The organism is Peribacillus sp. Bi96 (genome assembly GCF_918698115.1).
Lineage (GTDB): Bacteria > Bacillota > Bacilli > Bacillales > DSM-1321 > Peribacillus.
This window is the reverse complement of the sequence record NZ_CAKKLV010000001.1, coordinates 420,537-444,248: the sequence shown is the minus strand read 5'-3', so window position 1 is coordinate 444,248 and position 23,712 is coordinate 420,537. Positions and strand designations below refer to the sequence as shown.

General features: G+C 42.5%; 27 protein-coding genes. 3 read left to right on the top strand and 24 right to left on the bottom strand.

All coding sequences use genetic code 11. The features are described from left to right. Positions 1–14: 14 nt before the first annotated feature. Positions 15–737, bottom strand: a complete 723-nt coding sequence (sigK, locus tag LQ203_RS02110) for an RNA polymerase sporulation sigma factor SigK (protein WP_230155204.1) — start codon at positions 735–737, stop codon at positions 15–17. Positions 738–925: 188 nt separating this feature from the next. On the opposite strand from sigK, the gene LQ203_RS02105 reads away from it, so the two are divergent. Then, positions 926–1,114, top strand: coding sequence for a hypothetical protein (locus LQ203_RS02105; RefSeq protein WP_230155202.1), 189 nt, complete (start codon positions 926–928; stop codon positions 1,112–1,114). A gap of 220 nt (positions 1,115–1,334) precedes the next feature. Here the strand turns inward: LQ203_RS02105 and LQ203_RS02100 are convergent, their stop codons facing one another. From LQ203_RS02100 to LQ203_RS02075, 6 genes are all read right to left on the bottom strand, one after another. Then, positions 1,335–1,475 carry a YrzI family small protein gene (locus LQ203_RS02100; RefSeq protein ID WP_072273247.1) on the bottom strand — a complete coding sequence of 47 codons (141 nt, stop codon included), beginning with the start codon at positions 1,473–1,475 and terminating at the stop codon, positions 1,335–1,337. A 499-nt stretch (positions 1,476–1,974) separates the two neighbouring features. After that, a complete protein-coding gene (locus LQ203_RS02095) occupies positions 1,975–2,241 on the bottom strand; it encodes a YrhC family protein (RefSeq protein WP_230155200.1) in 267 nt (88 codons plus the stop codon). A gap of 115 nt (positions 2,242–2,356) precedes the next feature. Then, positions 2,357–3,493 (bottom strand): bifunctional cystathionine gamma-lyase/homocysteine desulfhydrase, encoded by a 1,137-nt coding sequence (locus LQ203_RS02090; protein ID WP_230155198.1) that lies wholly within the window; start codon positions 3,491–3,493, stop codon positions 2,357–2,359. 2 nt (positions 3,494–3,495) lie between these two features. Beyond that, positions 3,496–4,419 (bottom strand): cysteine synthase family protein, encoded by a 924-nt coding sequence (locus tag LQ203_RS02085; protein WP_230155195.1) that lies wholly within the window; start codon positions 4,417–4,419, stop codon positions 3,496–3,498. A 92-nt stretch (positions 4,420–4,511) separates the two neighbouring features. Continuing rightward, complete coding sequence (mtnN, locus tag LQ203_RS02080) at positions 4,512–5,207, bottom strand: 5'-methylthioadenosine/S-adenosylhomocysteine nucleosidase (protein WP_230155193.1); 696 nt, start codon at positions 5,205–5,207, stop codon at positions 4,512–4,514. A gap of 16 nt (positions 5,208–5,223) precedes the next feature. Next, positions 5,224–5,862, bottom strand: coding sequence for a class I SAM-dependent methyltransferase (locus LQ203_RS02075; protein WP_230155190.1), 639 nt, complete (start codon positions 5,860–5,862; stop codon positions 5,224–5,226). Positions 5,863–6,469: 607 nt separating this feature from the next. Between LQ203_RS02075 and LQ203_RS02070 the strand changes: the two genes are divergently transcribed. Continuing rightward, the gene (locus LQ203_RS02070) at positions 6,470–6,682 is read left to right on the top strand and encodes a DUF2536 family protein (RefSeq protein WP_230155188.1); all 213 of its coding nucleotides are present in this window, start codon (positions 6,470–6,472) and stop codon (positions 6,680–6,682) included. A 67-nt stretch (positions 6,683–6,749) separates the two neighbouring features. On the opposite strand, the gene LQ203_RS02065 is transcribed toward LQ203_RS02070, so the two are convergent. From LQ203_RS02065 to mltG, 8 genes are all read right to left on the bottom strand, one after another. Beyond that, positions 6,750–7,502: a YrrS family protein gene (locus LQ203_RS02065; protein WP_230155186.1), complete on the bottom strand. Its 753-nt coding sequence runs from the start codon at positions 7,500–7,502 to the stop codon at positions 6,750–6,752. An 87-nt stretch (positions 7,503–7,589) separates the two neighbouring features. Further along, the gene (locus LQ203_RS02060; protein ID WP_230155181.1) at positions 7,590–9,341 is read right to left on the bottom strand and encodes a penicillin-binding transpeptidase domain-containing protein; all 1,752 of its coding nucleotides are present in this window, start codon (positions 9,339–9,341) and stop codon (positions 7,590–7,592) included. A 122-nt stretch (positions 9,342–9,463) separates the two neighbouring features. Then, positions 9,464–9,940 carry a transcription elongation factor GreA gene (gene greA / locus LQ203_RS02055; protein WP_230155180.1) on the bottom strand — a complete coding sequence of 159 codons (477 nt, stop codon included), beginning with the start codon at positions 9,938–9,940 and terminating at the stop codon, positions 9,464–9,466. 305 nt (positions 9,941–10,245) lie between these two features. Beyond that, positions 10,246–10,884 carry a uridine kinase gene (gene udk / locus LQ203_RS02050; RefSeq protein ID WP_230155175.1) on the bottom strand — a complete coding sequence of 213 codons (639 nt, stop codon included), beginning with the start codon at positions 10,882–10,884 and terminating at the stop codon, positions 10,246–10,248. Position 10,885: 1 nt separating this feature from the next. Next, complete coding sequence (locus LQ203_RS02045) at positions 10,886–12,157, bottom strand: U32 family peptidase (RefSeq protein WP_230155173.1); 1,272 nt, start codon at positions 12,155–12,157, stop codon at positions 10,886–10,888. A gap of 32 nt (positions 12,158–12,189) precedes the next feature. After that, positions 12,190–13,119, bottom strand: a complete 930-nt coding sequence (locus LQ203_RS02040; RefSeq protein WP_230155171.1) for a peptidase U32 family protein — start codon at positions 13,117–13,119, stop codon at positions 12,190–12,192. Continuing rightward, the gene (locus LQ203_RS02035) at positions 13,106–13,771 is read right to left on the bottom strand and encodes an O-methyltransferase (protein ID WP_230155169.1); all 666 of its coding nucleotides are present in this window, start codon (positions 13,769–13,771) and stop codon (positions 13,106–13,108) included. The genes LQ203_RS02040 and LQ203_RS02035 overlap by 14 nt, the downstream gene beginning before the upstream one ends. Before the next feature lie 265 nt (positions 13,772–14,036). After that, positions 14,037–15,173, bottom strand: coding sequence for an endolytic transglycosylase MltG (gene mltG / locus LQ203_RS02030; RefSeq protein WP_230155167.1), 1,137 nt, complete (start codon positions 15,171–15,173; stop codon positions 14,037–14,039). A 661-nt stretch (positions 15,174–15,834) separates the two neighbouring features. On the opposite strand from mltG, the gene LQ203_RS02025 reads away from it, so the two are divergent. Further along, complete coding sequence (locus LQ203_RS02025; protein ID WP_230155165.1) at positions 15,835–15,990, top strand: hypothetical protein; 156 nt, start codon at positions 15,835–15,837, stop codon at positions 15,988–15,990. Between the two features lie 175 nt (positions 15,991–16,165). Here the strand turns inward: LQ203_RS02025 and LQ203_RS02020 are convergent, their stop codons facing one another. The 9 genes from LQ203_RS02020 to LQ203_RS01980 all read right to left on the bottom strand — a co-directional run bounded on the left by LQ203_RS02020 (position 16,166) and on the right by LQ203_RS01980 (position 23,613). Then, the gene (locus tag LQ203_RS02020; RefSeq protein ID WP_063232962.1) at positions 16,166–16,456 is read right to left on the bottom strand and encodes a DUF1292 domain-containing protein; all 291 of its coding nucleotides are present in this window, start codon (positions 16,454–16,456) and stop codon (positions 16,166–16,168) included. A gap of 11 nt (positions 16,457–16,467) precedes the next feature. Then, entirely contained in the window at positions 16,468–16,893 is a 426-nt protein-coding gene (gene ruvX / locus LQ203_RS02015; protein ID WP_230155163.1) for a Holliday junction resolvase RuvX, read from the bottom strand. Continuing rightward, a complete protein-coding gene (locus LQ203_RS02010) occupies positions 16,893–17,162 on the bottom strand; it encodes an IreB family regulatory phosphoprotein (RefSeq protein WP_034311358.1) in 270 nt (89 codons plus the stop codon). Before LQ203_RS02010 ends, ruvX begins: the two co-directional genes overlap by 1 nt. Before the next feature lie 66 nt (positions 17,163–17,228). Continuing rightward, positions 17,229–19,865 (bottom strand): alanine--tRNA ligase, encoded by a 2,637-nt coding sequence (gene alaS, locus LQ203_RS02005; RefSeq protein ID WP_230155160.1) that lies wholly within the window; start codon positions 19,863–19,865, stop codon positions 17,229–17,231. A 307-nt stretch (positions 19,866–20,172) separates the two neighbouring features. After that, complete coding sequence (locus LQ203_RS02000; RefSeq protein ID WP_230155158.1) at positions 20,173–21,249, bottom strand: AI-2E family transporter; 1,077 nt, start codon at positions 21,247–21,249, stop codon at positions 20,173–20,175. Between the two features lie 225 nt (positions 21,250–21,474). After that, the gene (locus LQ203_RS01995; protein ID WP_230155157.1) at positions 21,475–21,669 is read right to left on the bottom strand and encodes a hypothetical protein; all 195 of its coding nucleotides are present in this window, start codon (positions 21,667–21,669) and stop codon (positions 21,475–21,477) included. 11 nt (positions 21,670–21,680) lie between these two features. Further along, positions 21,681–22,139, bottom strand: coding sequence for a PRC-barrel domain-containing protein (locus LQ203_RS01990; RefSeq protein ID WP_230155156.1), 459 nt, complete (start codon positions 22,137–22,139; stop codon positions 21,681–21,683). A 131-nt stretch (positions 22,140–22,270) separates the two neighbouring features. Continuing rightward, positions 22,271–23,047 carry a TPM domain-containing protein gene (locus tag LQ203_RS01985; protein ID WP_230155155.1) on the bottom strand — a complete coding sequence of 259 codons (777 nt, stop codon included), beginning with the start codon at positions 23,045–23,047 and terminating at the stop codon, positions 22,271–22,273. After that, a complete protein-coding gene (locus tag LQ203_RS01980; protein ID WP_230155151.1) occupies positions 23,047–23,613 on the bottom strand; it encodes a LemA family protein in 567 nt (188 codons plus the stop codon). The genes LQ203_RS01985 and LQ203_RS01980 overlap by 1 nt, the downstream gene beginning before the upstream one ends. Positions 23,614–23,712 lie beyond the last annotated feature (99 nt).

The following is a 23,712-nucleotide window of genomic DNA, read 5'->3' as shown; positions in this document are numbered from 1 at the left end:
TGACTGTATCATCCCTATCCTTTTGCTTTCTTTTCCTTTTCTTTTTCTGCCCTGTAAAATTCATGGAACATCTTCATCAAAGCACGTTTTTCAATTCTTGATACATAACTGCGGGAAATCCCAAGTTCTTTAGCGATTTCCCGCTGTGTTTTCTCCTTTTTTAAATCCAGTCCGAACCTGCCTACAATGACTTCCTTTTCCCGTTCATCCAAAATATCAATATACTTTTTCACTTTTTCAATTTCCATATTAAGCTGAATCGTATCGATGACATCTTCTGATTCCGATTTCAGTACATCGATTAAACTGATTTCATTTCCTTCTTTATCCTGACCAATTGGATCATGCAGGGAAATATCCTTCTTCGTTTTCTTTGTCGCCCGTAAATGCATCAAGATTTCATTCTCAATGCATCGCGCCGCATATGTTGCCAACTTCGTACCCTTTCCATCCGAATAACTTTCAATGGCTTTTATCAGACCAATCGTCCCAATCGAAATCAAATCCTCTGTATCTTCGCCCGTATTCTCGAATTTCTTGACGATATGGGCAACAAGCCTTAGGTTATGCTCGATCAAGATATTACGGGCATCACCATCACCCTCACTCATCAGTTTCAGATATCTCTTTTCATCCTGAGCGGACAAGGGCTGGGGAAAAGCATTATTTTTCACATAGGAAACTAATAAGTAAAATTCTTTAATAATATAGCCGACAGCTGTAAGTATTCCGGGCATTGGTTTCATCCCCCGTTTCTTTGGCTTCCCTATTAATACCTATGCAGCAGTGGGCTTGTTCGTGTCTGTCCCACTAAAAGAAATCAAGAAAGTATTGAAAGTTTAAAACCAGAATGGATGAATTCCCAATCGGACAAAGACAAACGGTCATAATGAAGTGAATTTTTAAGGAAAGGAGGTTTTTTAAGATGGGTTATAACTATGGACCATACGGATGCAACTATGGTTATCCGCCTCCAGTGCCATGTTATGCCAGATCCAGTTACGGATTTGGTTATGGCCTGTTTATTGTCCTCTTGATTTTATTGCTCATTTTCGGGTTTTGGTGGTTCCCGGGATGTGGGTTTGGTTTTGGCGATCCAGGTTCATGCTGTTGATGCAAAGAAAAAAACTCGGCCGAGTGCCGAGTTTTCCCTATACATATTCCTTTCGAACTTCATCATATCCCAATGACCCTGCTTCTGAATGTGCCAGTCCGTTAGCCCGTATCCTTCTCCTGCCAATAGCAACGCTTTTCTCCTCTTACGCAAACCAATTTCATCATGTTAACCTCCACCTTTCCTAAAATTTATGAATGGGATACCTACCTCGCCTATCTTAGAAAAAAGGACGATGCTTCATTGCTTTGTCTAGATGTTCTTCTCGAATCTTGTGGATTCTCTCCTGCTGCAAACATTCCTCGGCAGTCATTTTTTTCATTTTTATCGTGATAGTGAAAAAAAGCATATTCAGTGTCATAATATCACCTCCTTTTAAGGGAGCGGCCCACAAAAAGGCATAAAAAGGCCGCAGAAAGTTACGTCCTCCTGCGGGATTTTTAAGAAAATATAAAAAGGCCGCAGGATAAAAGACTTCTCCCTGCGGCCGCAATGTCCGAATGATTAATAAAGCCAAATTGCTTTAGAAATATTCCGCTTGGCACAGGTCGAATGGTATATGATTGTTATTTGAAACGGACCGGTTAATCTGATTAGAGACGACTCCATATAAATACAATTTCATTTTCTTCGACCTCCTTTGGAATATTTTTTATTACTTGGTAAGTATATCCATAAAAACGATATTTGTAAACGGCTTTTGCCCATTTTTTTGAAATTTCTTTCTTTTTCCCTAATTTTAATAGCGATTATCCACTGAAGGAGGCAATAAGAATGATGAACCTACCCAAATTACAGGCAACAACGTTAGAGATAAGAAAAAACCTGATTCTTTAAAGAATCAGGTTTGCTTCGTGCCTCTATTGTTGTAAAGAGTCCTGGTCATCCATTTCTGCCAGTGTCTTTTTATATTTATTAGATAATCGGAAAAATAGTATGGATATGCCAAGAAACATGATTGTCGCTCCCATATAGACATATGTGTCCATCATCGCTTTGTCGCCTGAGGGGAGGATGGTTCCTAAATAAAAGAACGTGCCTACACATAACAAGGTGATCGCAAATTGTTTAAAATCGACCATTTTCGAACGCAGCATTGCCGCCGATTGTTTTTTGCCGTTTTTCATGACATTCCACCTTCTTTCAAGCTAATAAGTTATCGATATCTCATTCTACCATATTTATTCCAAATGACAGGGTGTAAATAATGGCAGTTAGCTTTAAAGCGGTCCCTCTTCCAATTTACCCTTTTAGCGCTTGTTCCAAGTCTTCCAATAGGTCTTCAACGTCTTCAAGACCAACGGAAATACGAATCAACCCATCTGTTATCCCAAGCTCTGCACGGCGCTCTGCTGGAATCGAGGCATGTGTCATCATGGCTGGAACCGAAATTAAGCTCTCCACTGCCCCTAGACTTTCAGCCAGCGTGAAGTATTTCACTTTATTCAAAACGGATTCGGCCTTTTCGGCACTGCCGACATCGAATGAAACCATACCGCCGAAGCCACGCGATTGTTTTTTAGCAATATCATGGTTTGGATGGTCTTCAAGACCTGGGTAATAGATTTTCGAAACGGCTTTATGCCCGGATAAGAAACGAACGATCTGAGAGGTATTCTTTTCATGTTCCTCCATCCGGATTCCCAGCGTTTTAATACCACGCATCAGCAACCATGAATCTTGGGGCCCCAGCACGCCTCCTGTGGAGTTTTGGATGAAATGAAGGTCCTCGCCAAGTTTTTCATCATTCACCACGACAAGACCCGCTACAACATCGCTGTGCCCCCCTAAGTACTTCGTAGCGCTATGAAGCACGATATCAGCACCAAGTGTAAGTGGATTTTGCCAGTATGGCGTACTGAAGGTATTATCCACAATAGTGAGGATACCGTTTTCTTTAGCGATTTTTGAAACGGCCTCTAGATCAGTGATCTTCAATAATGGATTCGTCGGGGTTTCAATGAACAGTGCCTTCGTATTGTCTTTGATCTCGTTTTGGATCGAATGTATGTCACTCGTATTGATGAACGTAGCTTCCACTCCGAAGCGGTTCAGCACTTTTGTCATCACTCGGAAAGAGCCTCCATAAACGTCATCCGTCAGTAAAACGTGATCACCTTGACTCAACAGCATCATAACCGCCGTTATTGCTGCCATTCCTGAACCGAAAGCGAATCCTCTTTTTCCTTCTTCAAGATCCTTGATCAATTCCTCAAGGGCATGGCGGGTTGGGTTTCCTGTACGTGAATATTCATATCCTCGATCTTTCCCCAGACCATCCTGTTTATAGGTGCTCACTTGATAAATCGGCACCGACACCGCTCCCGTTTTTTCATCACCGAAAATACCGCCATGGATCATTTGTGTTTTTTTCCTCATTTTCAAAGACCTCCCTGATAAATGTTTTTGCTTAAGTAACGTTCACTGGAATCCGGAAATATCACAACGATATTCGAACCCCGGGTAGCCTTGGCTGCTTCTTTCAAGGCCGCTGCAAAAGCCGAGCCGGAAGAACTTCCAACAAGAAGTCCTTCTTTAAGCGCCAATTCCTTCACCATTTGGAACGCCTCATCGTCGCTTATCGTATGAATCTGATCAAAGTACGTTTCATCCATATAGCTTGGTAAAAATTCCATCCCGATCCCTTCTGTTTTATGGGGACCAGCTTTGCCTCCATTTATAATTGATCCTTCCGGTTCGACAATGACCGTTTTGACCGCAGGATTTTTTTCTTTTAAATAACGCGATGTACCCATGAAAGTACCCCCCGTTCCCGCACCGGCAACAAACATATCCACATTGCCAGCCAACTGCTCCCAAATTTCAGGTCCCAATGTTTTATAATAGGCATCCGGATTGGATGGGTTGGAAAACTGCTCTGGACAATAGGATCCTGGAATTTCACCAAGCAGCGCCTTCGCTTTGCGGATTGCACCTAGCATCCCTTCCTCTGTCGGGGTCTGGACCACTTTTGCTCCAAGGGCACGCATCAGTTCCTGTTTCTCGGCGCTGAATTTCTCAGGTACACAAAATATTACATTAACACCACTGTTTATCGCAGCAAGGGCTAGGCCAATCCCAGTATTCCCTGCAGTCGGTTCAATGATGGTTCCTCCCTTTTTCACATTCCCTGCCTGCAATGCTTGCGCTAAAAGTTCCTGGCCAAGCCGATCTTTCACGCTGCCGCCAGGGTTAAAGTATTCCAGCTTGGCAAAGATACGGACTTGATCCGGAAGAGGGAAGTGGGTGATTTCCATTAGTGGGGTCTCCCCAATCAACTCATGAATATTTTGATAGAACTTCATAATCGGACATCCTTTCATAGTTATCCTACCAATTTAGTATGTTATATGCAAGAAATAATCAGCGGAAAAGATTCCCGCTGATCACTGGGCACTTATTTCATTTTTTCAACCATTTTCAAAATCAGTGCCGCTGAATGAAGCGCAGCCGTTTCCAGGAATTTATCAAAGGAAATATTGGATTCCTTACCTGCTATATCAGAAAGGGAACGAATGATGACGAACGGTGTTTTGAATTGAAAGGCTACCTGAGCTATGGCTGCCGCTTCCATTTCCACCGCGTATAAGTCCGTAAACTTCCCTCTGACGAATTCAACCCGAACAGGATCATTCATGAAAGAATCCCCCGTCACGATTAACCCTTTCGCCACTTGTATATCTTCGATTTCTTTAGCCGCGTCTTCTGCGATGGCGAAAAGCTTTTCATCCGGGATGAAAGCAGCTGGCAATTGAGGGACTTGACCGTACTCATACCCAAAAATCGTCACGTCGACATCATGGTGGCGAACCTCCGTGGAAATGACCACATCCCCAACATTAAGGGCTGGATGATAACCACCGGCAGACCCAGTGTTGATCACCGCATCCGGTTTGAATTTTTCTAATAGGATCGTAGTGGACATCGCCGCATTCACTTTCCCGATTCCCGATTTAAGCAAAATCACTTCGACACCGTTCAGTGTTCCTGTATTAAACTCGGAACCGGCAATGGTCACCTGCTCCAAACCTTCCAATTTATCACGTAAAATCGTAACTTCTTCTTCCATTGCTCCGATTATGGCTACTTTCATTAGTAAAAACCTCTTCCTATAATTTTTCCGCCTCCATAATCCAGACAAATTGATTGCAGCGCTCGAAGTTCACTTTATATCCATGTGCTTCAAGTGCTTTTTCCAAAAAAGGAATGGTGGTATAATATTCCGTTTGCAAATCGTTTGCCAAATTATGAAAGCCAGCCTGCCTTGCATCAGAAATCGCTCGTTCATGCGCTTCCTTTGATTGATACATCGTATCCGCAAACACTATTTTACCACCAGTATTCAGTAACTTTCCATAGTTGGCTATCGCTTTTTCTTTTTCTTCATCGGTTAAATGATGAAACGCGTACGTACTCACGATCGAATCAACCTTTTCCGGCTTCGGAAAATCCATGAAATCGCCATCCACAATTTCTGTTTTTCCGCGCAACTTGCTTACCGCTATTTCCCTCATGGCAGGTGACGGCTCGATTCCCGATACCTTAAGGCCTTTTTTCAATAGCCTTTCCGTTAAATTCCCGGTGCCTACTCCGAACTCCAGCACATGACCATAAACCCGATTCGTGACGCTATCCAAGATCCTGTCATAATGTTTAAAAACCTCTTGATACTCTATATCGTGTCCACCTACCGTATCATCATACGATTTCGACCATTCTTCAAATAAATCTATAAATTCTCTGCCCATTTTATATACCACCCTGATAATTTTTTTTGCTAAAGTATCGTTCACTGAATCCGGGAATATCATAACGATGTTCGCCCCCGGATTATAATATTCCAGTTAGACAAAGATTCAGACTTCATAAAGAAGAAGGAAATGGGTGAATTCCATCATCGGCGTCTCCCCAATTAACTATTGGATGTTTATCAAATTTGAACACCACAACTGAGTTCTCCTACCCATTTAATGCGATTTGTGCAATATAAAATAATCGACGGAAAGGCCCTCTGTTCATTAAGATTCCCGGAACTACGACGAACTCATCACCTGACCATTAAACCCGATCCGTGACGCTGTCCAGTATCCAATCAGAATGTTTAAAAAACCTCCTGATGCTCAATATTGGGGCAACCTACCGTATCATCATTCCATTTCGACCATTCATCAAATTAATCTATAAATTCCCTGGCCATATCAATCACCTTTTTATAATTTGATAATAAAACCTATAAGCATAATATGAAATAAACACACAAACTGTTCTTGTTTTTTAGGCAAATCACTCATTCGGTTCAGATTCGGCCAAAATGGTGTTAAACTAACAGTATCTAAATGTTGGAGGGGAACAGTCATGGGTTTTCAACTAGACTTAAACTTATTCGAAGATAAAATAGAATTTTTTGAGGCAGAAAGCATTAAGAATCTTGAAGAGAAAATTCAATCACAAATTGAAATCAATAAAGCGATCATGCTGCAGGTTCACTCCGTATCACATCAAATGTATGTTAGTGAGGAAGGCAGACGTTTTTACAGTGCAGTCGTCCACTTTAAAGCAAAAAAGTGACCACCATGAAAAACCCCCGAAAAGTGGAATTCCTTTCGGGGGTTTTTCGTTACTATTTTTTTATCCATTACCTTTTATCGTTCGTCTTCAGCTCTTCGACTTTCACAGGCTTCCATCCTGATCCGTCCACCCATTCAATATGGACCCGGAAGGTTTTAGGATTGTCTCCTTCTGATACGGTACCGATTGCTGTGTTTGGCGAACCGCCGTTTTGAAGCCACCACATTCTCATGCTGCCTTCGTCGATTCCTGCTCCAGTGGCAATGGCTTTACTCATTTCATTCCAATCGACAGAGTCCTTTTGAAAGCTTGTAGTGTGTTCCCCGGATTGTTCAGTTCCAACTGGCTTCCAGCTCTCACTTGTATATGTAGCCGCGACATTGCCATCTCCGCTGCCTTCCACTTCCACAAGTTCCGCTTTCCCAGCTTTTTCTGAGTCTGTACCCTCTTCAGCCTTCTTATCGTCTGTGTCTTCCTCTGTTGCTTTATTATCTTCGTCTGTTGCTTTATTATCTTCGTCTGTTGCTTTATTATCTTCGTCTGTTGCTTTACTATCTTCGTCTGTTGCTTTACTATCTTCGTCTTCAACTTCCTTCTCTGAATCTTCTTCCCCTTTACCAGCAGGTTTGTCCACTTTGCCCTGATCTTTATCGGCAATTTGCTTTGGTTCAGTCGTGGTTTTTACTGATTCAGTGTCATCATCACTTAAGAAAATGGTGATAGCGACGATAACGATTAAAATGGAAACGATGGTGATTGCAATATTATATATTTTATTTACTTTTCTTTTTTGATCTCGCTGATTGAAACGTGAGCCCAAGGTCCATTCCTCCCTTACCATTTCTTACTGCCTCATTTTAACATGATTTCGCTGGAGATAGAAGGGAAGGGTTTCCTACACTTTTCGTCAATTCTCGCTATCCTCCTGGTTCTTCGAGTACAAGACTTTTACAATATCTGAGAAAAGTGGCGTCATGCTGGTACTGTTTTCCTTCGTTTCAAAACTTACGGTAACAAGAGCATATTTGGGATCTTTATAAGGGAAGTAGCCCGCAAACCATTTATTCAGCTCCCCTTTTTCAATATTCGTCTGAGCCGTTCCAGACTTGCCAGCGACCTCCACAGGCAAGTCTCTCAACGACGCACCAGTCCCTTTTTCCTCCGTAACGACCTTCCGTAGAAGTTGCTGCATCTTCATCGTTGTATATGGAGACAGCGTCTCCCCTTCCATGTTTTGATTAGGAAAATCGACTACGGTCGTACTATTGTTGAATTCGACCTTGGAAACCGCTTTGACCTGTTCCTTCTTACCACCGCGTGCAATCGTAGCCATCATATTTGCTATCGCAAGCGGTGTCGTTTGGACATCCTGCTGACCAATTGCGGTTTTGGCAACCATTTTAGGATCCTTTTTCAAATCATCATCGTGCCAGACCTTCCCGCTTTGTTCATGATGCAACTGAGTAACGTTCGTGTGATATACGTCCCCATTCCAGCCCGTTTCGCCAATCAACCCTAACATTTTTGCATATTTATCCAAAAAGTCAGGATCCTTCTCAGCCATTTCCTGTGACAATTCAGCAAACGTCCTGTTACAGCTTTGGGCAAAGCTATTTTCAAAATTAAGCATGCCGAGTTCCCTCTGTTTATCCGTCTTTCCGTCAATCGTCAAATTACAATTAAACGTCCTGGAAGGACTAGCCGCTTTATAATCAATGGCCGCAGCTGCCGTGACCGTTTTAAAGACGGAGCCTGGAGTTTTTTGAGTCAGCATCATATTGACGGCTCCTTCGCCATTCGGGTCTTTTATATTAAGTGCTGGACGTGATACCATGGCAACGATTTCACTTTTTTCGATATCGATCAGTACGAGGCCGCCCTTTTTTATGCCGCGTTCATCGACGAGCTTCTCCGCTTTTTCCTGAATTCCTTTATCAATCGTCGTTACGACCTTCACTGGGTAAAGAGGGTTCGCTGGTTCGACGTATTTAACATCGACACCGAACATGGGGCCTCCACTGGCGTCTACGTGAAACACGAGCTTCGATTCTCCAGAGGAAAGCAAGAACTCATCAAAGGTCCTTTGCAGTCCTGTATTGCCTATTTTCGTTTCAGGAGATAAATTCAAGTCGGGATAACGTTTTTTCTTTTCCGCATCTGATATATTCGTCGTGCCGATCAATTGTGCTGCAGGGGTTTGATCGTGATATAATTTTTCGTTCACGGCAAAGACCCCTGGGATTTTCAATTGATTGATAGCCTTCGATTGGCTGGCCGTCAATTCTATCGGTTCATCCCCGCCAAATACGAATGGTTCATCCGCTTGTTCAATTGCCCTTTTCAGCTCACTTTCCGATCTGCCGATTATCGAGGCAATTTCATCTATAGGCCATGTCATTTTGTTCAAAAATGGAAACAGGACGAGCGTCGGAATTTCTTCATGGGCTAGTGGTTCCCCATTTCGGTCATAAAACTTTCCACGTCCATCATCAATCTTTAATATTTGTGAACGCTGTTTCACGCTTGCTTCTATTAGGTTCACATCATGTTTTGAAAAAGATTCTGTCGATACAAGTTGGATGTAGGCAAGTCTGCCTATGAGCATCAGCATAAAAGTGGTCAATAAAATAGCCAGCAACCTCATTCGTTTCTTTTTCATAAAATACACCTCGTAACCATTGTTGACGAGTTGCGAATTTTTAAACAATTACGAACAAATTTCAAGCAACATTTTTCCAAAAAAAAGAGGATGCCCCTAAGGACACCCTCTTAAACCGTTGATTAGCTGATGGATACAATCTTGACGCTCATTTCGCCGCCAGGTGTTTGGATCGATACTTTGTCGCCGACCCTTTTCCCTATCAGGCTTTTCGCGATTGGAGAATCATTGGAAATTTTCCCTTCGAATGGGTCCGCTTCAACGCTTCCAACGATGGAATATGTTTCTTCGTCACCGTTTGGAAGTTCTACGAATGTTACCGACTTTCCAAGTGAAACTGTATCTGTATTCGAATCATTGCCTTCAATGATTTTTGCATTACGGATCATGTTTTCGATTGTTGTAATACGTCCTTCAACGAATGCCTGCTCTTCTTTTGCGGAATCGTACTCTGAGTTTTCGGAAAGGTCTCCAAAACTGCGGGCGATTTTAATTCTTTCCACTACTTCTTTCCGTTTAACCGTTTTTAATTGTTCCAGTTCCTGTTCAAGCTTTAACTTACCTTCTTTAGTCATTGGATATTCTTTTTCAATTGCCAAAACCCTTCACTCCTTCTAATTCTTTACAGCAAGCATTCGCTGTGACAAGTTTATGTACTATATAGTGCTTAACCCTAAAATTGAGTCAAAATATATAAGTGCGCGACTTAAAAAGTACGCGCAATCGATACCAAGAAACAATCCGTTCCTTAGTATATAAACCGACTGCGGTGAGCAGCCGGTTCATTCTGTATCAAGAATAGAGTATTGCGTTTTCCAACATTTGTCCAGTCTTTCCCAATAAATAAACGGGATTATTTAAAAAACGGAGGAAAATGGCACCTATCATTATTTATGCTATGTTATTACAAAAAAGACTTTTGTTCAAGGATTGTTTGAATTTTTGTCACCATAAGGTCAATCGCCACATGGTTCTGACCACCTTCAGGAATGATGATGTCGGCATAACGTTTCGTCGGCTCAATGAACTGATTATGCATTGGGCGGACGACACTGATGTATTGGTCAATGACAGAATCCAAGGAACGGCCGCGTTCTTGAATATCACGCGTCATCCGTCTGAGTATCCGCAAGTCTGCGTCCGTATCAACATATAGCTTCATATCCATCAAGTCTCGAAGGCGCTCATCCTCCAGCACAAGAATCCCTTCAAGGATTATGACATCCTGCGGCTCAACAGTGACGACTTCTGCTGAACGCGTATGAATCGAATAATCATAAACGGGTTTTTCTATCGTTTCATAACGAAGTAATGCGTTAAGGTGATCAATCAACAAATCATTATCAAACGCAAGCGGATGATCATAATTCGTTTTCAACCGCTCTTCAAACGGCAGATGACTTTGATCTTTATAATAATAATCCTGTTCGATCATCAAGATCGAATGTCCTTGAAAGAATTCAAAAATGGAACGGGTAACACTTGTTTTACCTGAACCCGACCCTCCTGTAACTCCGATGACCATTGGTTTTTTCCTTGTCATGTCAATTCTCCTTCCGCATCATATTGTTCACATATACTTGATTATCTACTTGAATGCGGACAATTTGAAGCGGATGGCGAGCGGCCTCCAGCTCTTTGCCTGACTCATCCCAGATCGTACCGATTTTTTGAGTGAAGTTTTCGATTTCCGGTCCAAAAAACTCCACTTCATCTCCAGGCTTGAAGAAGTTACGTTGTTGCATGGTTACCATTTGAGTTTCTTCGTTGTAATCCAGCACCAATCCTGCGAAGTCGAAGCGAGTCTTTACGGTATGATTCCCGAACATTTGCTGTTTATACCCAGGAATTTCCCCTTCCATGAACGATGATGCCGTCTCACGGTTCGCGCACTTATCAAGCTCTTCCAGCCATTCTTGTTTGATTTTGAAATTGTCCGGATCGGCACAATACGCATCGATCACTTTACGATAGACGCTGACTACTGTAGCAATATAATGTATGGACTTCATTCGTCCTTCGACTTTTAAACTATCTATGCCAATTTCGATCATGCGTGGCAAAGATTCAATCAATTTCAAGTCTTTTGGACTCATTGCAAATGGAGCATCTTCTTTCTCGAACAAGGCTTTTTCCCCATCTTGATCCAACTCATATAAATCGTAATCCCACCGGCAAGACTGACAACAGCCGCCGCGGTTTGAATCACGCGCAGTCATATGATTCGAAAGGGTGCAGCGTCCTGAATAGGCAATGCACATAGCCCCGTGAACGAAAGCTTCGATTTCGATATCGACTTTCTCCTTCATTTCACGGATTTCATCAGCACTGGTCTCACGCGCCAAAACAACACGCTCCAACCCTTCCTCTTTCCAATACTGAACGGCCTTCCAGTTCGAAAGCGATTGCTGCGTGCTTAAATGGATTTCGACGTTTGGAGCGACCCGTTTACAAGTTTCTATGATTAATGGATCGGCAACGATGATTCCATGAACACCGGCCTCCTGAAGCCCTTCGAGATATTCATCAAGGCCATCGATATTTTCATTATGTGCGAAAATATTAGTGGTTACATATACTTTAGCACCATACTTTTTGGCGAATTCGACGCCTTCCTTCATTTCCTCAAACGTGAAGTTACCGGCATTGGACCGAAGACCATATTCCTGCCCGCCAATAAACACGGCATCTGCTCCGTAATGAACGGCGATTTTTAATTTTTCCAGGTTTCCAGCCGGAGCCAGCAATTCCGGTTTTTTTACAATGACTCTCTTTCCATCAATGATCTTGGAAATTTTATCAGCAATAGCATTCAAGGCTATTCCTCCTCTTTCTCTTACCCTTTTCTTTAATAAACCGATTCTTTAAAGAAGAACCCTGTATCCAGCTCACGGCTATCCGGCTGAACTGCTTTGACTTTTTCATATAGTTCCGCTTTCATATCATCATAACGATCAGGATCTTCTGCACATACGTCAATGGCTTCCCGATATAACTTTGTCATTTCCGTGATATATTCCGGTGTTTGTAATAGCCCTTCGATTTTCAGGGAATCTATTTCCGCCTCAATCAATTCCTGAAGTTCATCAATCATGCACATGTCATTGGGACTCATGATATGTGTACCATTTTCATCCTCATAAATCGGGTATTTATTTTCACGTTCCTTATCATGCAGAAACAAATTTCTATGTTCCTTCCGATTTTCCACTTCCAATGCCTTACCCTGGTATTCAAAATAATTCCCCAGGAGTGTGCGCTTCGATTGGAACATGCACGTCATGCCGTGCACTTGCACTTCAATCTCGACTTCGGCATTTTCCTTCATTTCAACGATCTCGTCCAAACTGATTTCACGGGCAGCTAAGGCACGGACAGCACCCCGTTTTCCCCAATAATTACATGTGTACCAGTTCGTTACCGTCATCTCTGTGTTCCAGTGCAAGGGCATATCCGGCGCAACGGCACGGACAGCCATTAAGACTGCGGGATCACCGAAAATGATCCGGTCAGCACCAGCATCGGCAAGGAATGCTACATACTCTTCAAGCTCGTCCACCTTTTCATTATGAAAAATGGCGTTCATGGACACGTAGACTTTCTTGCCTGAGGCATGTGCAAGCTCAATCGCCTTCTTGACATCTTCACGGTTGAACTCCCCTGCCAGCCTTAGCGCATAACGTTGTTCGCCAATAACGAAGGCGTCAGCGCCAGTATCGATGAGTTCTGTTATATGATCGACACTTGTCGGAGTCACGAGTAATTCAGGCTTTTTCATTTTTGTCACCTCTATGTTTACTAATGGCCACACCATCACCAATCGGCAAAATCACGGTATCGAAATTTGGATGGTCATGTAACCAGATGTTAAAATCTCTGATTTTTTTGATGAGAGCTCGCTTTCTTCTCGTCATTTCCATTTCTTCAATGTTTTCAGCAACCAAGCCTTTAAATAATACATTATCAGTAATGATAATGCCAGCCTCGGCAAGGAATGGTTCAAACAGCTCAAAGAAGCGCTTGTACTGCCCTTTAGCTGCATCAACGAAGATGATATCAAACGGACCATGTTCCATGACTTTCGGTCCTGCTTCAAGGGCATCTCCTTCAATGAGGGTGATCCTGTCCGACAGGCCAGCCTTCTTGATGTTAGCTCTTGCCTGCTCAATTCGGGCTTCATTCCGTTCAAGTGTCACGATTTGAGCTTCCGGAAGGGTCTCAGCCATCCTAATGGCCGAATAGCCAATAGCCGAGCCAACCTCCAATATCGCCTTCGGCTGATGAAGCCTCAAAATCTGAAGCAGTACCTCTATCCCTTCCGGCTCCATGATCGGCACATTGTTTTCCATCGCAAAATCTTCCAACTCCTTAATCAAACCCGTACGCTCCGGAATTAAGGAATGAAGATATTGTTCTATTTTTCCGTTCAAGACGTTTCCTCCAATTATAAGAAAACCGAAAGCGCTTGATCAGTTCATGAAAAAAAGTAGACAAAAGATTTTCATCTTTTTTTATTTTACAAAGAGCTGAAACAAGTATGCTTTTTCGATCTACATTTCCTTATCTTTCAAAATAAAACCCGGCATTCGCCGAGTTACAGTCACCGATAAAAATCGGATCCAATAAATTCACTTGTACTATTCTATCATAAAAACAAGGGGAAAGTAATATCTCTCCCCCCGCAGTGGCTAAGCATTATTTATTGGAAATATGCTCTGCCTTTTTATTATTGTGGTCCTCCAATGTTTTGGAGTAAAGCACTTCCCCTTCAGGTGTCGCCAAGAAGTATAGGAAATCCGTTTTCTCGGGTTTCAATACCGCTTCGATCGATGTCGTTCCAGCATTGGCAATCGGCCCTGGAGGTAGCCCCTTGTTCTTGTACGTATTATATGGGGACTTCACCTCAAGGTCTTTGTAAAACACCTTACTTTTATGTGAACCCTTTGCATACAAGACGGTTGGATCCGTTTGAAGCGGCATATCTTCCTCGATACGATTGTAAAAGACGGAAGCTATTTTACCGCGATCGACTTGTGCCGTTGCTTCTTCTTCAACTAGCGAAGCGAAGGTCAGCATCTTGTGTACGGAATAATCGTTCTTTTTCATTTGGGGTTCGTATGCCTGTAAGGTCTCATCCGATTTCTTCAGCATCTCGATGACTATGGATTCCAATGTTGGTTTTTCCTCATAAAAATCATAAGTCGCTGGGAAAAGGTACCCTTCAAGCGGATATAAAATCTTTTCATTTTCAATTTCCGACGTCAATAGCTCCGGATAATGCTCTTGCATGGACTTTACGAATTTCTTATCATTCAATTCCTTGAAAACTTTTTTCGGATCTTGGCCCGTCTTCACTGCAATGATATCGGCGATTTGGATAAGCTGTTTCCCTTCAGGAATCGTGATCTTCAATGCCGCTTCTTTCATGAGTTTCCCGGTTTTGATGCTTGTTACAATATCTTTAATTGGCATCGAAGGTGATAATTTATACTCACCTGCCTGGAAACCGGATTCATTGCGGAATTTAATATAATATTTGAATACGCGTGCGTCCTTTATTATCCCCTGCTCTTCAAGCAGTGTCGAAATTCCGTTCACGGATGAACCGATGGGGATTTTCACTTTCTTGATGGTGTCATCATCTGGATCGACTGGTTTCATGGCAGAGTTGATATATAAAAAACCTACCAGACTAACTATACCGATTAGTAAAATAAGCGAAGCTATCGTAATCATGATAATTTTACGTACAAGCTTTGCTTCTCCTTGCCGTTCTAACAATTTCATTTGGATATGTTCCTTTTTAGATAAATTTTTATCTTTTTCATCCATTTTCATTCCCCCTGCAAACTCACACCAACTACAGAATGGTTTCTTGATGATGCTTTCTCTAATTAATCTTTGCTTCGAACATTATACTAAAATCAACAAATAATTACATGTTTTTTGCAAAACTACATTCTTCACTACTCTATTTATGGCAAAAATGCACTAGTTTTGTCAATATACAGCCGTAATTTTATAGGAAAATAGTGATATCTTTGTCTACAGTTTTTTTGAGGGGTGTAGTTAATTTACACTTCAGGCACTCACTTCCGCGGATTGTCCGCCCTCAGCGTTCTATGCTCCTGCGGGGGTCTCCCTTAAACGCGTATTTCCCGCAGGTCTCGTAGACCTGTTCCAATCAAATTTGTTTTGACATTTAGATGGAACCTCTTTTGTAACTGTCTTGAAATTCGAACGTTAATTTCCACTCCAGGCACTCGCTTTCCGCGGGAGGTCCGCCCACGGCGCTTTTGCGCCTGCGGGGGTCTCTCTTGGACGCGTATTCCCGCAGTCTCGTACACCTGTTCCAATCAGCTTAGTTTTATTTACTCAGCTTAAAAAATGCACTCAATTTGTTTCCTGTATGTACTAGGCATTTCATGAAATGACCAGGAATATTCATATACGTATGCTACTATTGATTCAATGAGAGAAAGGTGTGAATGAGATGGATAATTCTTTTTTTGTAGGTTGGGGAACGTTGGCACTCATAAACGCCGGACTTGCTCAAGGTAAAAATAGAACGGCCTTAAATTGGTTCATGCTATCATTATTCTTAGGTCCGCTTGCAACTTTTATTCTTTTATTCGTAGAGAAAAGATAAGGGGTTACTGGTACATACATGACCGCCCTTGATGGAGGTGGGTTACTGTAGTGAGGGGTTATCAATTTCGAACGTTGATTTCCCGCAGGAGGCTCCCACACCGGTTCCAAATAGAATCCCTTTTGTCTACAAACTAAAAAACTGACCTCGATGGAGGTCAGTTTTTTTCTGGTGATTATTCTTCTTCAGCTTCTTCTTGGTCAAGGAATGTATTTAGCATTTCTTCTACTAAATCCCATTCTTCTTCCGTTTCGATCGGTGTTAGTTCACCATCTTTATTATCTTCGCTTGGTACGAAAGATGAAGCGTGGATTTCAATTTCTTCCTCATCATCTTCTGCAGACATCGGATAATAAAGTACATAAGATTTGTTGAATTTATCTGAATCGAAAGTGAAAAGGATTTCGCAAAGCTGCTCATTTCCGTTTTCATCTACTACTGTAATGTTGTTTTCACCGTGTTCCATTTGCATTCACCTCATATTGAATTTGTTTGTCTGTCCAAGAAACCTTGCAGAATCATGACAGCTGCCATTTTATCAATGACTTTCTTACGTTTGCTTCGGCTCACGTCCGCCTCAAGAAGGACACGTTCAGCCGCCATGGTTGTCAACCGTTCATCCCAGAGAAACACTGGCAGCTTGAATTTATTTTCTAAGCGTTTGGCGAATTCTTGACTGATCTCGCCGCGCGGTCCTACAGTTCCATTCATATTTTTAGGTAAACCGAGGACAATCTTAGAAACTTCATGTTCTTTTATGATTTCATTGAGACGTTTTAAGCCGAAGTCATTTCCAGCTTCGTTAATTTTGATCGTTTCCAATCCTTGTGCAGTCCAGCCCATCGCGTCACTCAAGGCAACGCCGATGGTTTTTGAACCTAAATCAAGTCCCATTGTGCGCATTAGTATTCCTCTCGATGATTCTTAAGATACGACTTAACCAATTCTTCGATGATTTCATCGCGTTCAAGCTTACGAATAATGTTTCGAGCATCCATATGGCGCGGGATGTAGGCCGGGTCACCAGATAATAGATAACCGACAATCTGGTTAATCGGGTTATAACCTTTTTCCTGAAGTGCAACATAAACTTGAGACAATACTTCTTGTACATCTCTTTCGAATGGTTCTTCGGGAAAATTAAATTTCATCGTTTTATCAAAGGAACTCATTAACATGCACCTCTCCTCAGCGTCCAGAATCCACTATTACCTACATTGTACAACACTTTTCATGGATTATGAAATCGATAAGACCCATTCTTCAACAAAATTAAGTGCTGCGTCCAATTTTTCAGGGTCTTTTCCGCCGGCTTGGGCCATATCTGGACGTCCGCCGCCGCCGCCGCCGCAACGGGAAGCAACTTCTTTGATCAATTTGCCTGCATGGAAACCGCGATCGATATAATCTTTCGTCACACCGGCAATTAAATTAACTTTATCGCCTTGAGCCGATCCCAATACGATAATGACAGAATCTAGCTTTTGTTTCAAATCATCCGCCATTGCACGCAGATTATTCATGTCGGTAGCTTGAACCTTTGCCACCAATACTTGTACTCCATTTATTTCTTTTACGTTAGAAACGAGGCTTCCCGCTTCAATATTACTTAATTTTGCAGTCAGGCTTTCATTCTCACGATGAAGGTCCTTCACCTCGGCTAAGACCGTTTCAATTCTTGAAGGTACATCTTTCAAGTTCGTTTTCAATTTAGCAGCAGCGTCCTTTAATACGCCGATCTGGTCAGTCATCAATTTGTATGCGCCAGCACCCGTTACTGCTTCTATCCGGCGAGTCCCAGCTCCGATGCCGCTTTCGGAAACGATTTTGAACAAGCCGATTACCGCTGTATTCGGGACATGGACACCACCGCAAAGTTCAAGACTATAATCGCCTATTTGAACGACACGGACAATCTTGCCGTATTTTTCGCCGAACAAGGCCATTGCGCCCATCGCTTTCGCTTCTTCAATATTTTTATAATCCGTATTCACTTGCAGACTTTGCCAAATTTTTTCATTTACAATCGTTTCGATCCGCTCAATCTCCTCTGCCGTTATCTGGCCAAAATGAGAGAAATCGAAGCGAAGACGCTCAGCTTGTACGAGTGAACCGGCCTGATTGACATGTGTACCCAATACATCTTTTAATGCCTGATGCAGAAGATGCGTCGCTGTATGATTTTTCGTGATATGGATGCGGTTTTCTTGATTGACCGCAGCAACGATATCGGAATCTGACGTTAATGTTCCGGCAACCACAGTTACACGGTGCAGATTTTGGCCATTTGGCGCTTTTTGAACATCATGGACATCCACTTTCACGGATTCACTGGCCATCGTTCCTTTATCAGCGATTTGCCCGCCGCTTTCCGCGTAGAATGGAGTTTTGTTCAGAATCACCTGAACATCTTCACCTTCTTGTGCTTCCGTTACAAGCTCGCCATTTTTTATGATTGCAGCTACTTTTGCCTCAACCGCAACTTGATCATAGCCAACAAATTCACTTTCAACTTTAATATCGCCCAGTACTCCGCCTTGGATTTGCATGGAATCCACATCTTGACGAGCTGAACGGGCACGTTCACGCTGTGCATCCATTTCCTTTTCAAATCCAGCCTGATCGATCATCATGCCTTCTTCTTCTGCATATTCTTCCGTTAACTCGATTGGGAAGCCATATGTGTCATATAAACGGAATGCGTCACTGCCAGGAATGGTTGTGCTGCCTTTTTCTTTTTCCTTTTTGATGACTTCAGAAAGGATGGCAAGTCCATCATGAAGCGTTTCATGGAAACGTTCCTCTTCATTTTTGATGACTTTCGCAATGAAATCTTTATTTTTAAGTACTTCAGGGTAGAAGTCTTTCATGATTTCACCGACAACTGTCACAAGCTCGAACATGAATGGACGATTGATGTTGATTTGCTTAGCATATCGAACCGCTCTGCGAAGTAAACGGCGTAACACATAACCACGGCCTTCGTTGGATGGAAGTGCTCCGTCCCCTACTGCAAATGCTACAGTACGTATATGGTCGGCAATGACCTTGAATGCAACATCTTTTTCTGTATCGACACCATATTTCACATCGGAGATTTCTTCGACCGCCCGGATGATTGGCATGAATAGATCGGTATCATAGTTCGTCGCCACATCTTGAACGACGGATGCCATGCGTTCAAGCCCCATGCCCGTATCAATATTTTTCTTTGGAAGCGGTGTGTAAGAACCGTCCGGATTATGGTTGAATTGAGAAAACACAAGATTCCAGACTTCTAGATGCCGTTCATTTTCCCCGCCTGGATATAGTTCCGGATCATTCGGATCATCACCATATGCTGGTCCGCGGTCATAGAAAATCTCTGTATTCGGACCACTAGGGCCTTCACCGATATCCCAGAAATTTTCTTCCAGACGAATGATTCTTTCAGCAGGAACACCGATCTTTTTATTCCAAAGCTCGAATGCTTCGTCATCTTCAGGATGGATTGTCACAGCTAATTTCTCTTTGTCAAACCCTATCCATTTTTCATCCGTCAAAAACTCCCATGCCCATGTGATGGCTTCTTCTTTAAAATATTCACCAATGGAAAAGTTACCTAGCATTTCGAAAAACGTATGATGACGTGCTGTTTTCCCCACGTTTTCAATATCGTTCGTACGAATGGCCTTTTGTGCATTTGTAATCCTTGGATTTTCTGGAATCACCCGGCCATCAAAATATTTCTTTAACGTCGCAACCCCGGAATTGATCCAAAGCAAAGATGGATCTTCATGAGGAACCAATGACGCACTTGGTTCGATGGTATGGCCTTTCTCACTAAAAAAATCTAAGTACATTTGGCGGATTTGAGCACCAGTTAAATACTTCATATATATCCTCCTTCTAATAATTATGTAATTTTGAGCACACAAAAAACTCCCATCCCAAAAACAGGGACGAGAGTTAACTCGCGGTACCACCCTGATTATGGACGCAGGAAAATCCTCTGTCCATCACCTTCATAAAAGCCTTAACGCGGCATGACGGCAGGTATTAGCTGCTCTCAGGACTAGCTTTCTGCTGCTCTTCATCTGGCAATCCCTCTCAGCCTAGGGGACCCCTCTCTTCTAGATGGACTTCAGCATACTTCATCCTTCAACGAATTATCTTATGTAATGGATTATATTCACAAGGCTTTTATTTGTCAATAAGCGGCGGCTTCTTTCTGAAGTGAACACGGGCATGAAGCACAAAAACTTTCAGCACAGCCAAAATGGGAATCGAAAGGACCATTCCCGTGATACCGCCTATTTCACCTCCGGCCAATAATGCTAGCATGATGAAAAGCGGATGCATATGGAGGCTTTTACCGACTATTAACGGCGACAAGATATTCCCCTCAAGAAATTGAAGGACAAGCACGATCACCACGATGATCAACACCATTTTCACTGATATTGTCGCGGCGATTATCACGGCAGGAATGGCCCCGATAATCGGCCCGAAATACGGAATGACATTCGTTATTCCGATTATCGCCCCCAAAAGCAGCGGATATTGCATGTCGACTATCCAAAAAAGCAGCGAGGAAATCAACCCGATCACGACACAGACAATGATTTGACCGCGAATATAACCGCCAAGCGACGCATCAACATCACGAACGAATGCCCGTCCCTGTTTGCGCCATTTTTTCGGGGTCATATACCAAGCCATTTTTTTTAAAGCCGTGAAATCTTTCAGGATATAAAAAGCAATGAATGGAATCAACGCAATCAGAACGATGAAATCAATCATCTTCATGGCATACTCCATCGCTTTTTCAGACATACGATTCAACCAACCTTCAAAAAGGGTGACACCGTCTTCAAACCTTTCATGAATACCGAACGGCCATGTAGCTGTTTGATGATTGAGCTTATCTATCCTGCTCCGGTACTGTTCAACTAGTTCCGGTACGCTTTCCGACAGCTCGCGAACCTGACTGACCATCACCGGTATGCCTTTATAAACGGCAAAGCCAATCCCTCCGAAAAATAACAAATAGATGATCATAATCGAAAGCCACCGACGCATTCCTTTCTCATTTAAATATTCCACTACCGGATGCAGCAAGTAACTGATGAACGCACCAACCAAAAAAGGTAAAAGTACCGTCACACATACAGTTACAACAGGTCCCCACATAGGCTTAAGTTTCATAAAAATATAAATAACGAAAAATAAGAGCAATAAAAAACCCAGGCGATAAAACCATTTTAGACGAATACTCACACTAAACACCTCCCGCTCATTTATTCTTCGAAAGGCGGAAGGATTTCATACATAAAAAAGAGTGTCCCACGATCAGGACACCCAAACGCATTAAAATAATGACTTTAATCTTTTGCGTATCTTCTTCATACTACGTTTGATCATCTTTGAGTTCATCATGTCCGAACCCATGTTCATAAGACTATTGCGTGAACGTCTAGCCATTGTAAACACCTCTTCCGTTAATTACATACTGAAGCGGCGGTCATTTTCCTCAAACAAATCGTCCAATGAGCTTAAACTTCCATCTTCCTCGACCTGGTGCGTATTAATGATTCCTTCCGATAAGGTCATTTCAATAAAACAACTCCAACAATAATATTGATTCACGCCAATTTTCCCGACATCTTTACTGCGGCAATTCGGACATTGTATTTCCAAAATTGGACACCTCACTGTTCATAAACTGAAACAATGATGGTATCCTTCCCTAATGTAGGTGGCTGTTTTGATTCGACCACTGTCGACTCCGAGAAAAACCCATCCGTTGTTTCATACGCTATAATCGTGCCCAATTTTTCCTTGAAATATACATCCTGCAGTAAACCAAGCTCTTCGCCCATTTCTGAAAAAATCATGCGTCCCAATAATTCGTCCTTTGTTAGACAGATGGAACCGTCAGGCACTTTCCTTGGAGTTGAATCCTGTTGCATGATGACGATCCCATCTGGACCGAAAGAAGTAATATCGTCCAGTTTCAAATGGAAGGCTCTCTTGAACAATGCTTGTTGATGAATGACCAAGCCTGTTACTTGGCCCGATTCAGAAATCGATAAATCGTGGACCGTGCCGATCCTTTGTCCTTTGCTTGTAAAAACCGGCATCCCTTTCAATAAAGAAAACGTCCGCAAGGTCATCCCGCCTTTCCGAACATTTTTATTATTTCATTCATCCTGTAAATAGATGTGCTGAAAGGTTTTCCATTGTTCATCATTACGAAAAACATGGCATAAAAAAAGACCGGTTTCCCGGTCACCTCATCTTACCATCCTCTGCTGGAACCTCCGCCACCGGAACTTCCTCCGCCACCGCCTCGTGGGCCTCCACCGCCGCCACGGCCTCCGCCACCTCCGCGACTAATGAACATCAAAAGGATATTAAGTAATGTTTGAAGTAAAAATCCTTTGAAGAACTTGGCATCAAGGATGAACACAATGATGACACCGATGATGATGAGAAAAATCTGTAAACGTGATGGCTGAAAGGTATCTGACTCTGATCCTTGCTGAACGGAGAGATCTTGATGAAAATCGTCACCTAGGTCGTATTCTTTCGTGACATCGTTATACACGGCCTTATAGGTTTCCGTCAGGGCAGCATCATATTTACCCTCTTTCAGCGCAGGGATAGCCACATTATCCAAAATCTGTCCAGATTTTATATCGGTAATGGCCCCTTCCAAACCGTACCCCACTTCAATACGGATTTTCTGTTCTTCCATGGCCAGCACAATGAGGACTCCATTGTTCAGCTCGGCATCACCAAGCTTGAATGATCTAAATGCCTCGACCGAGTATTCCTCGATCTCGGATCCTTCCATCGAATCAACCGTCAAAACGGAAATCTGTGCTTTTGTGGCATCATCCAACCGTTTTCCAAGTTCGATGAGTTCGGATTTCTCCTGATCATCGAGTACTCCAGCGAAGTCCTGGACATAGATATCCCCAACAGGCTTAGGAATGTTAGGTTGTGCTGCGACTACGTTTGCTAAATTGAACATGAGAATGAAGAATAGCGCAAACACAGCGAGTTTTTTCATTATTTATCGCTCCCGAAATCAACCTTAGGAGTTTCTTTTTCTTGATCGGTCACTTCAAAATATGGTTTAGCCTCGAACCCGAACGCGCCTGCCATCATATTTTTCGGAAAGCGTTTAATGGCCTTATTATATGTGGTAACTTCATCATTATAGTCTTTTCGGGCTACCGTCAGACGATTTTCCGTTCCTTCCAAACTATCCATGAGGCCCTTAAAGTTCTCATTAGCCTTTAAATCCGGATAGTTCTCGACAACCACCAAAAGACGGCTTAAGGCCCCACTCATTTCTTGATCGGCCGCTATCGCATCTTCAGTCGAACTGGCACCAGCTAACTTCGATCGTGCATCACTCACCGCTTTAATGGCTTCCGTTTCATGCTTTGCATAGCCCTTTACCGTTTCGACAAGATTCGGAATCAAATCCGCTCTTCGCTTCAATTGATTATCCACCTGTGACCACTTATTGTCGACGTCTTCATTGGCACTAACAAGGCCGTTGTACGAAGATACCCCATAAATGATCAGTAAAACGACAACGACTAACCCTATTATCCATCCTTTTTTCATTCAAATCCCCCTACTCTTTCACATATAAGTTATATTTTATAATGGTTCCACCAAAACTATGAGTTTAAAACAAAATTTATGAAGGAACGAAACAGTCAC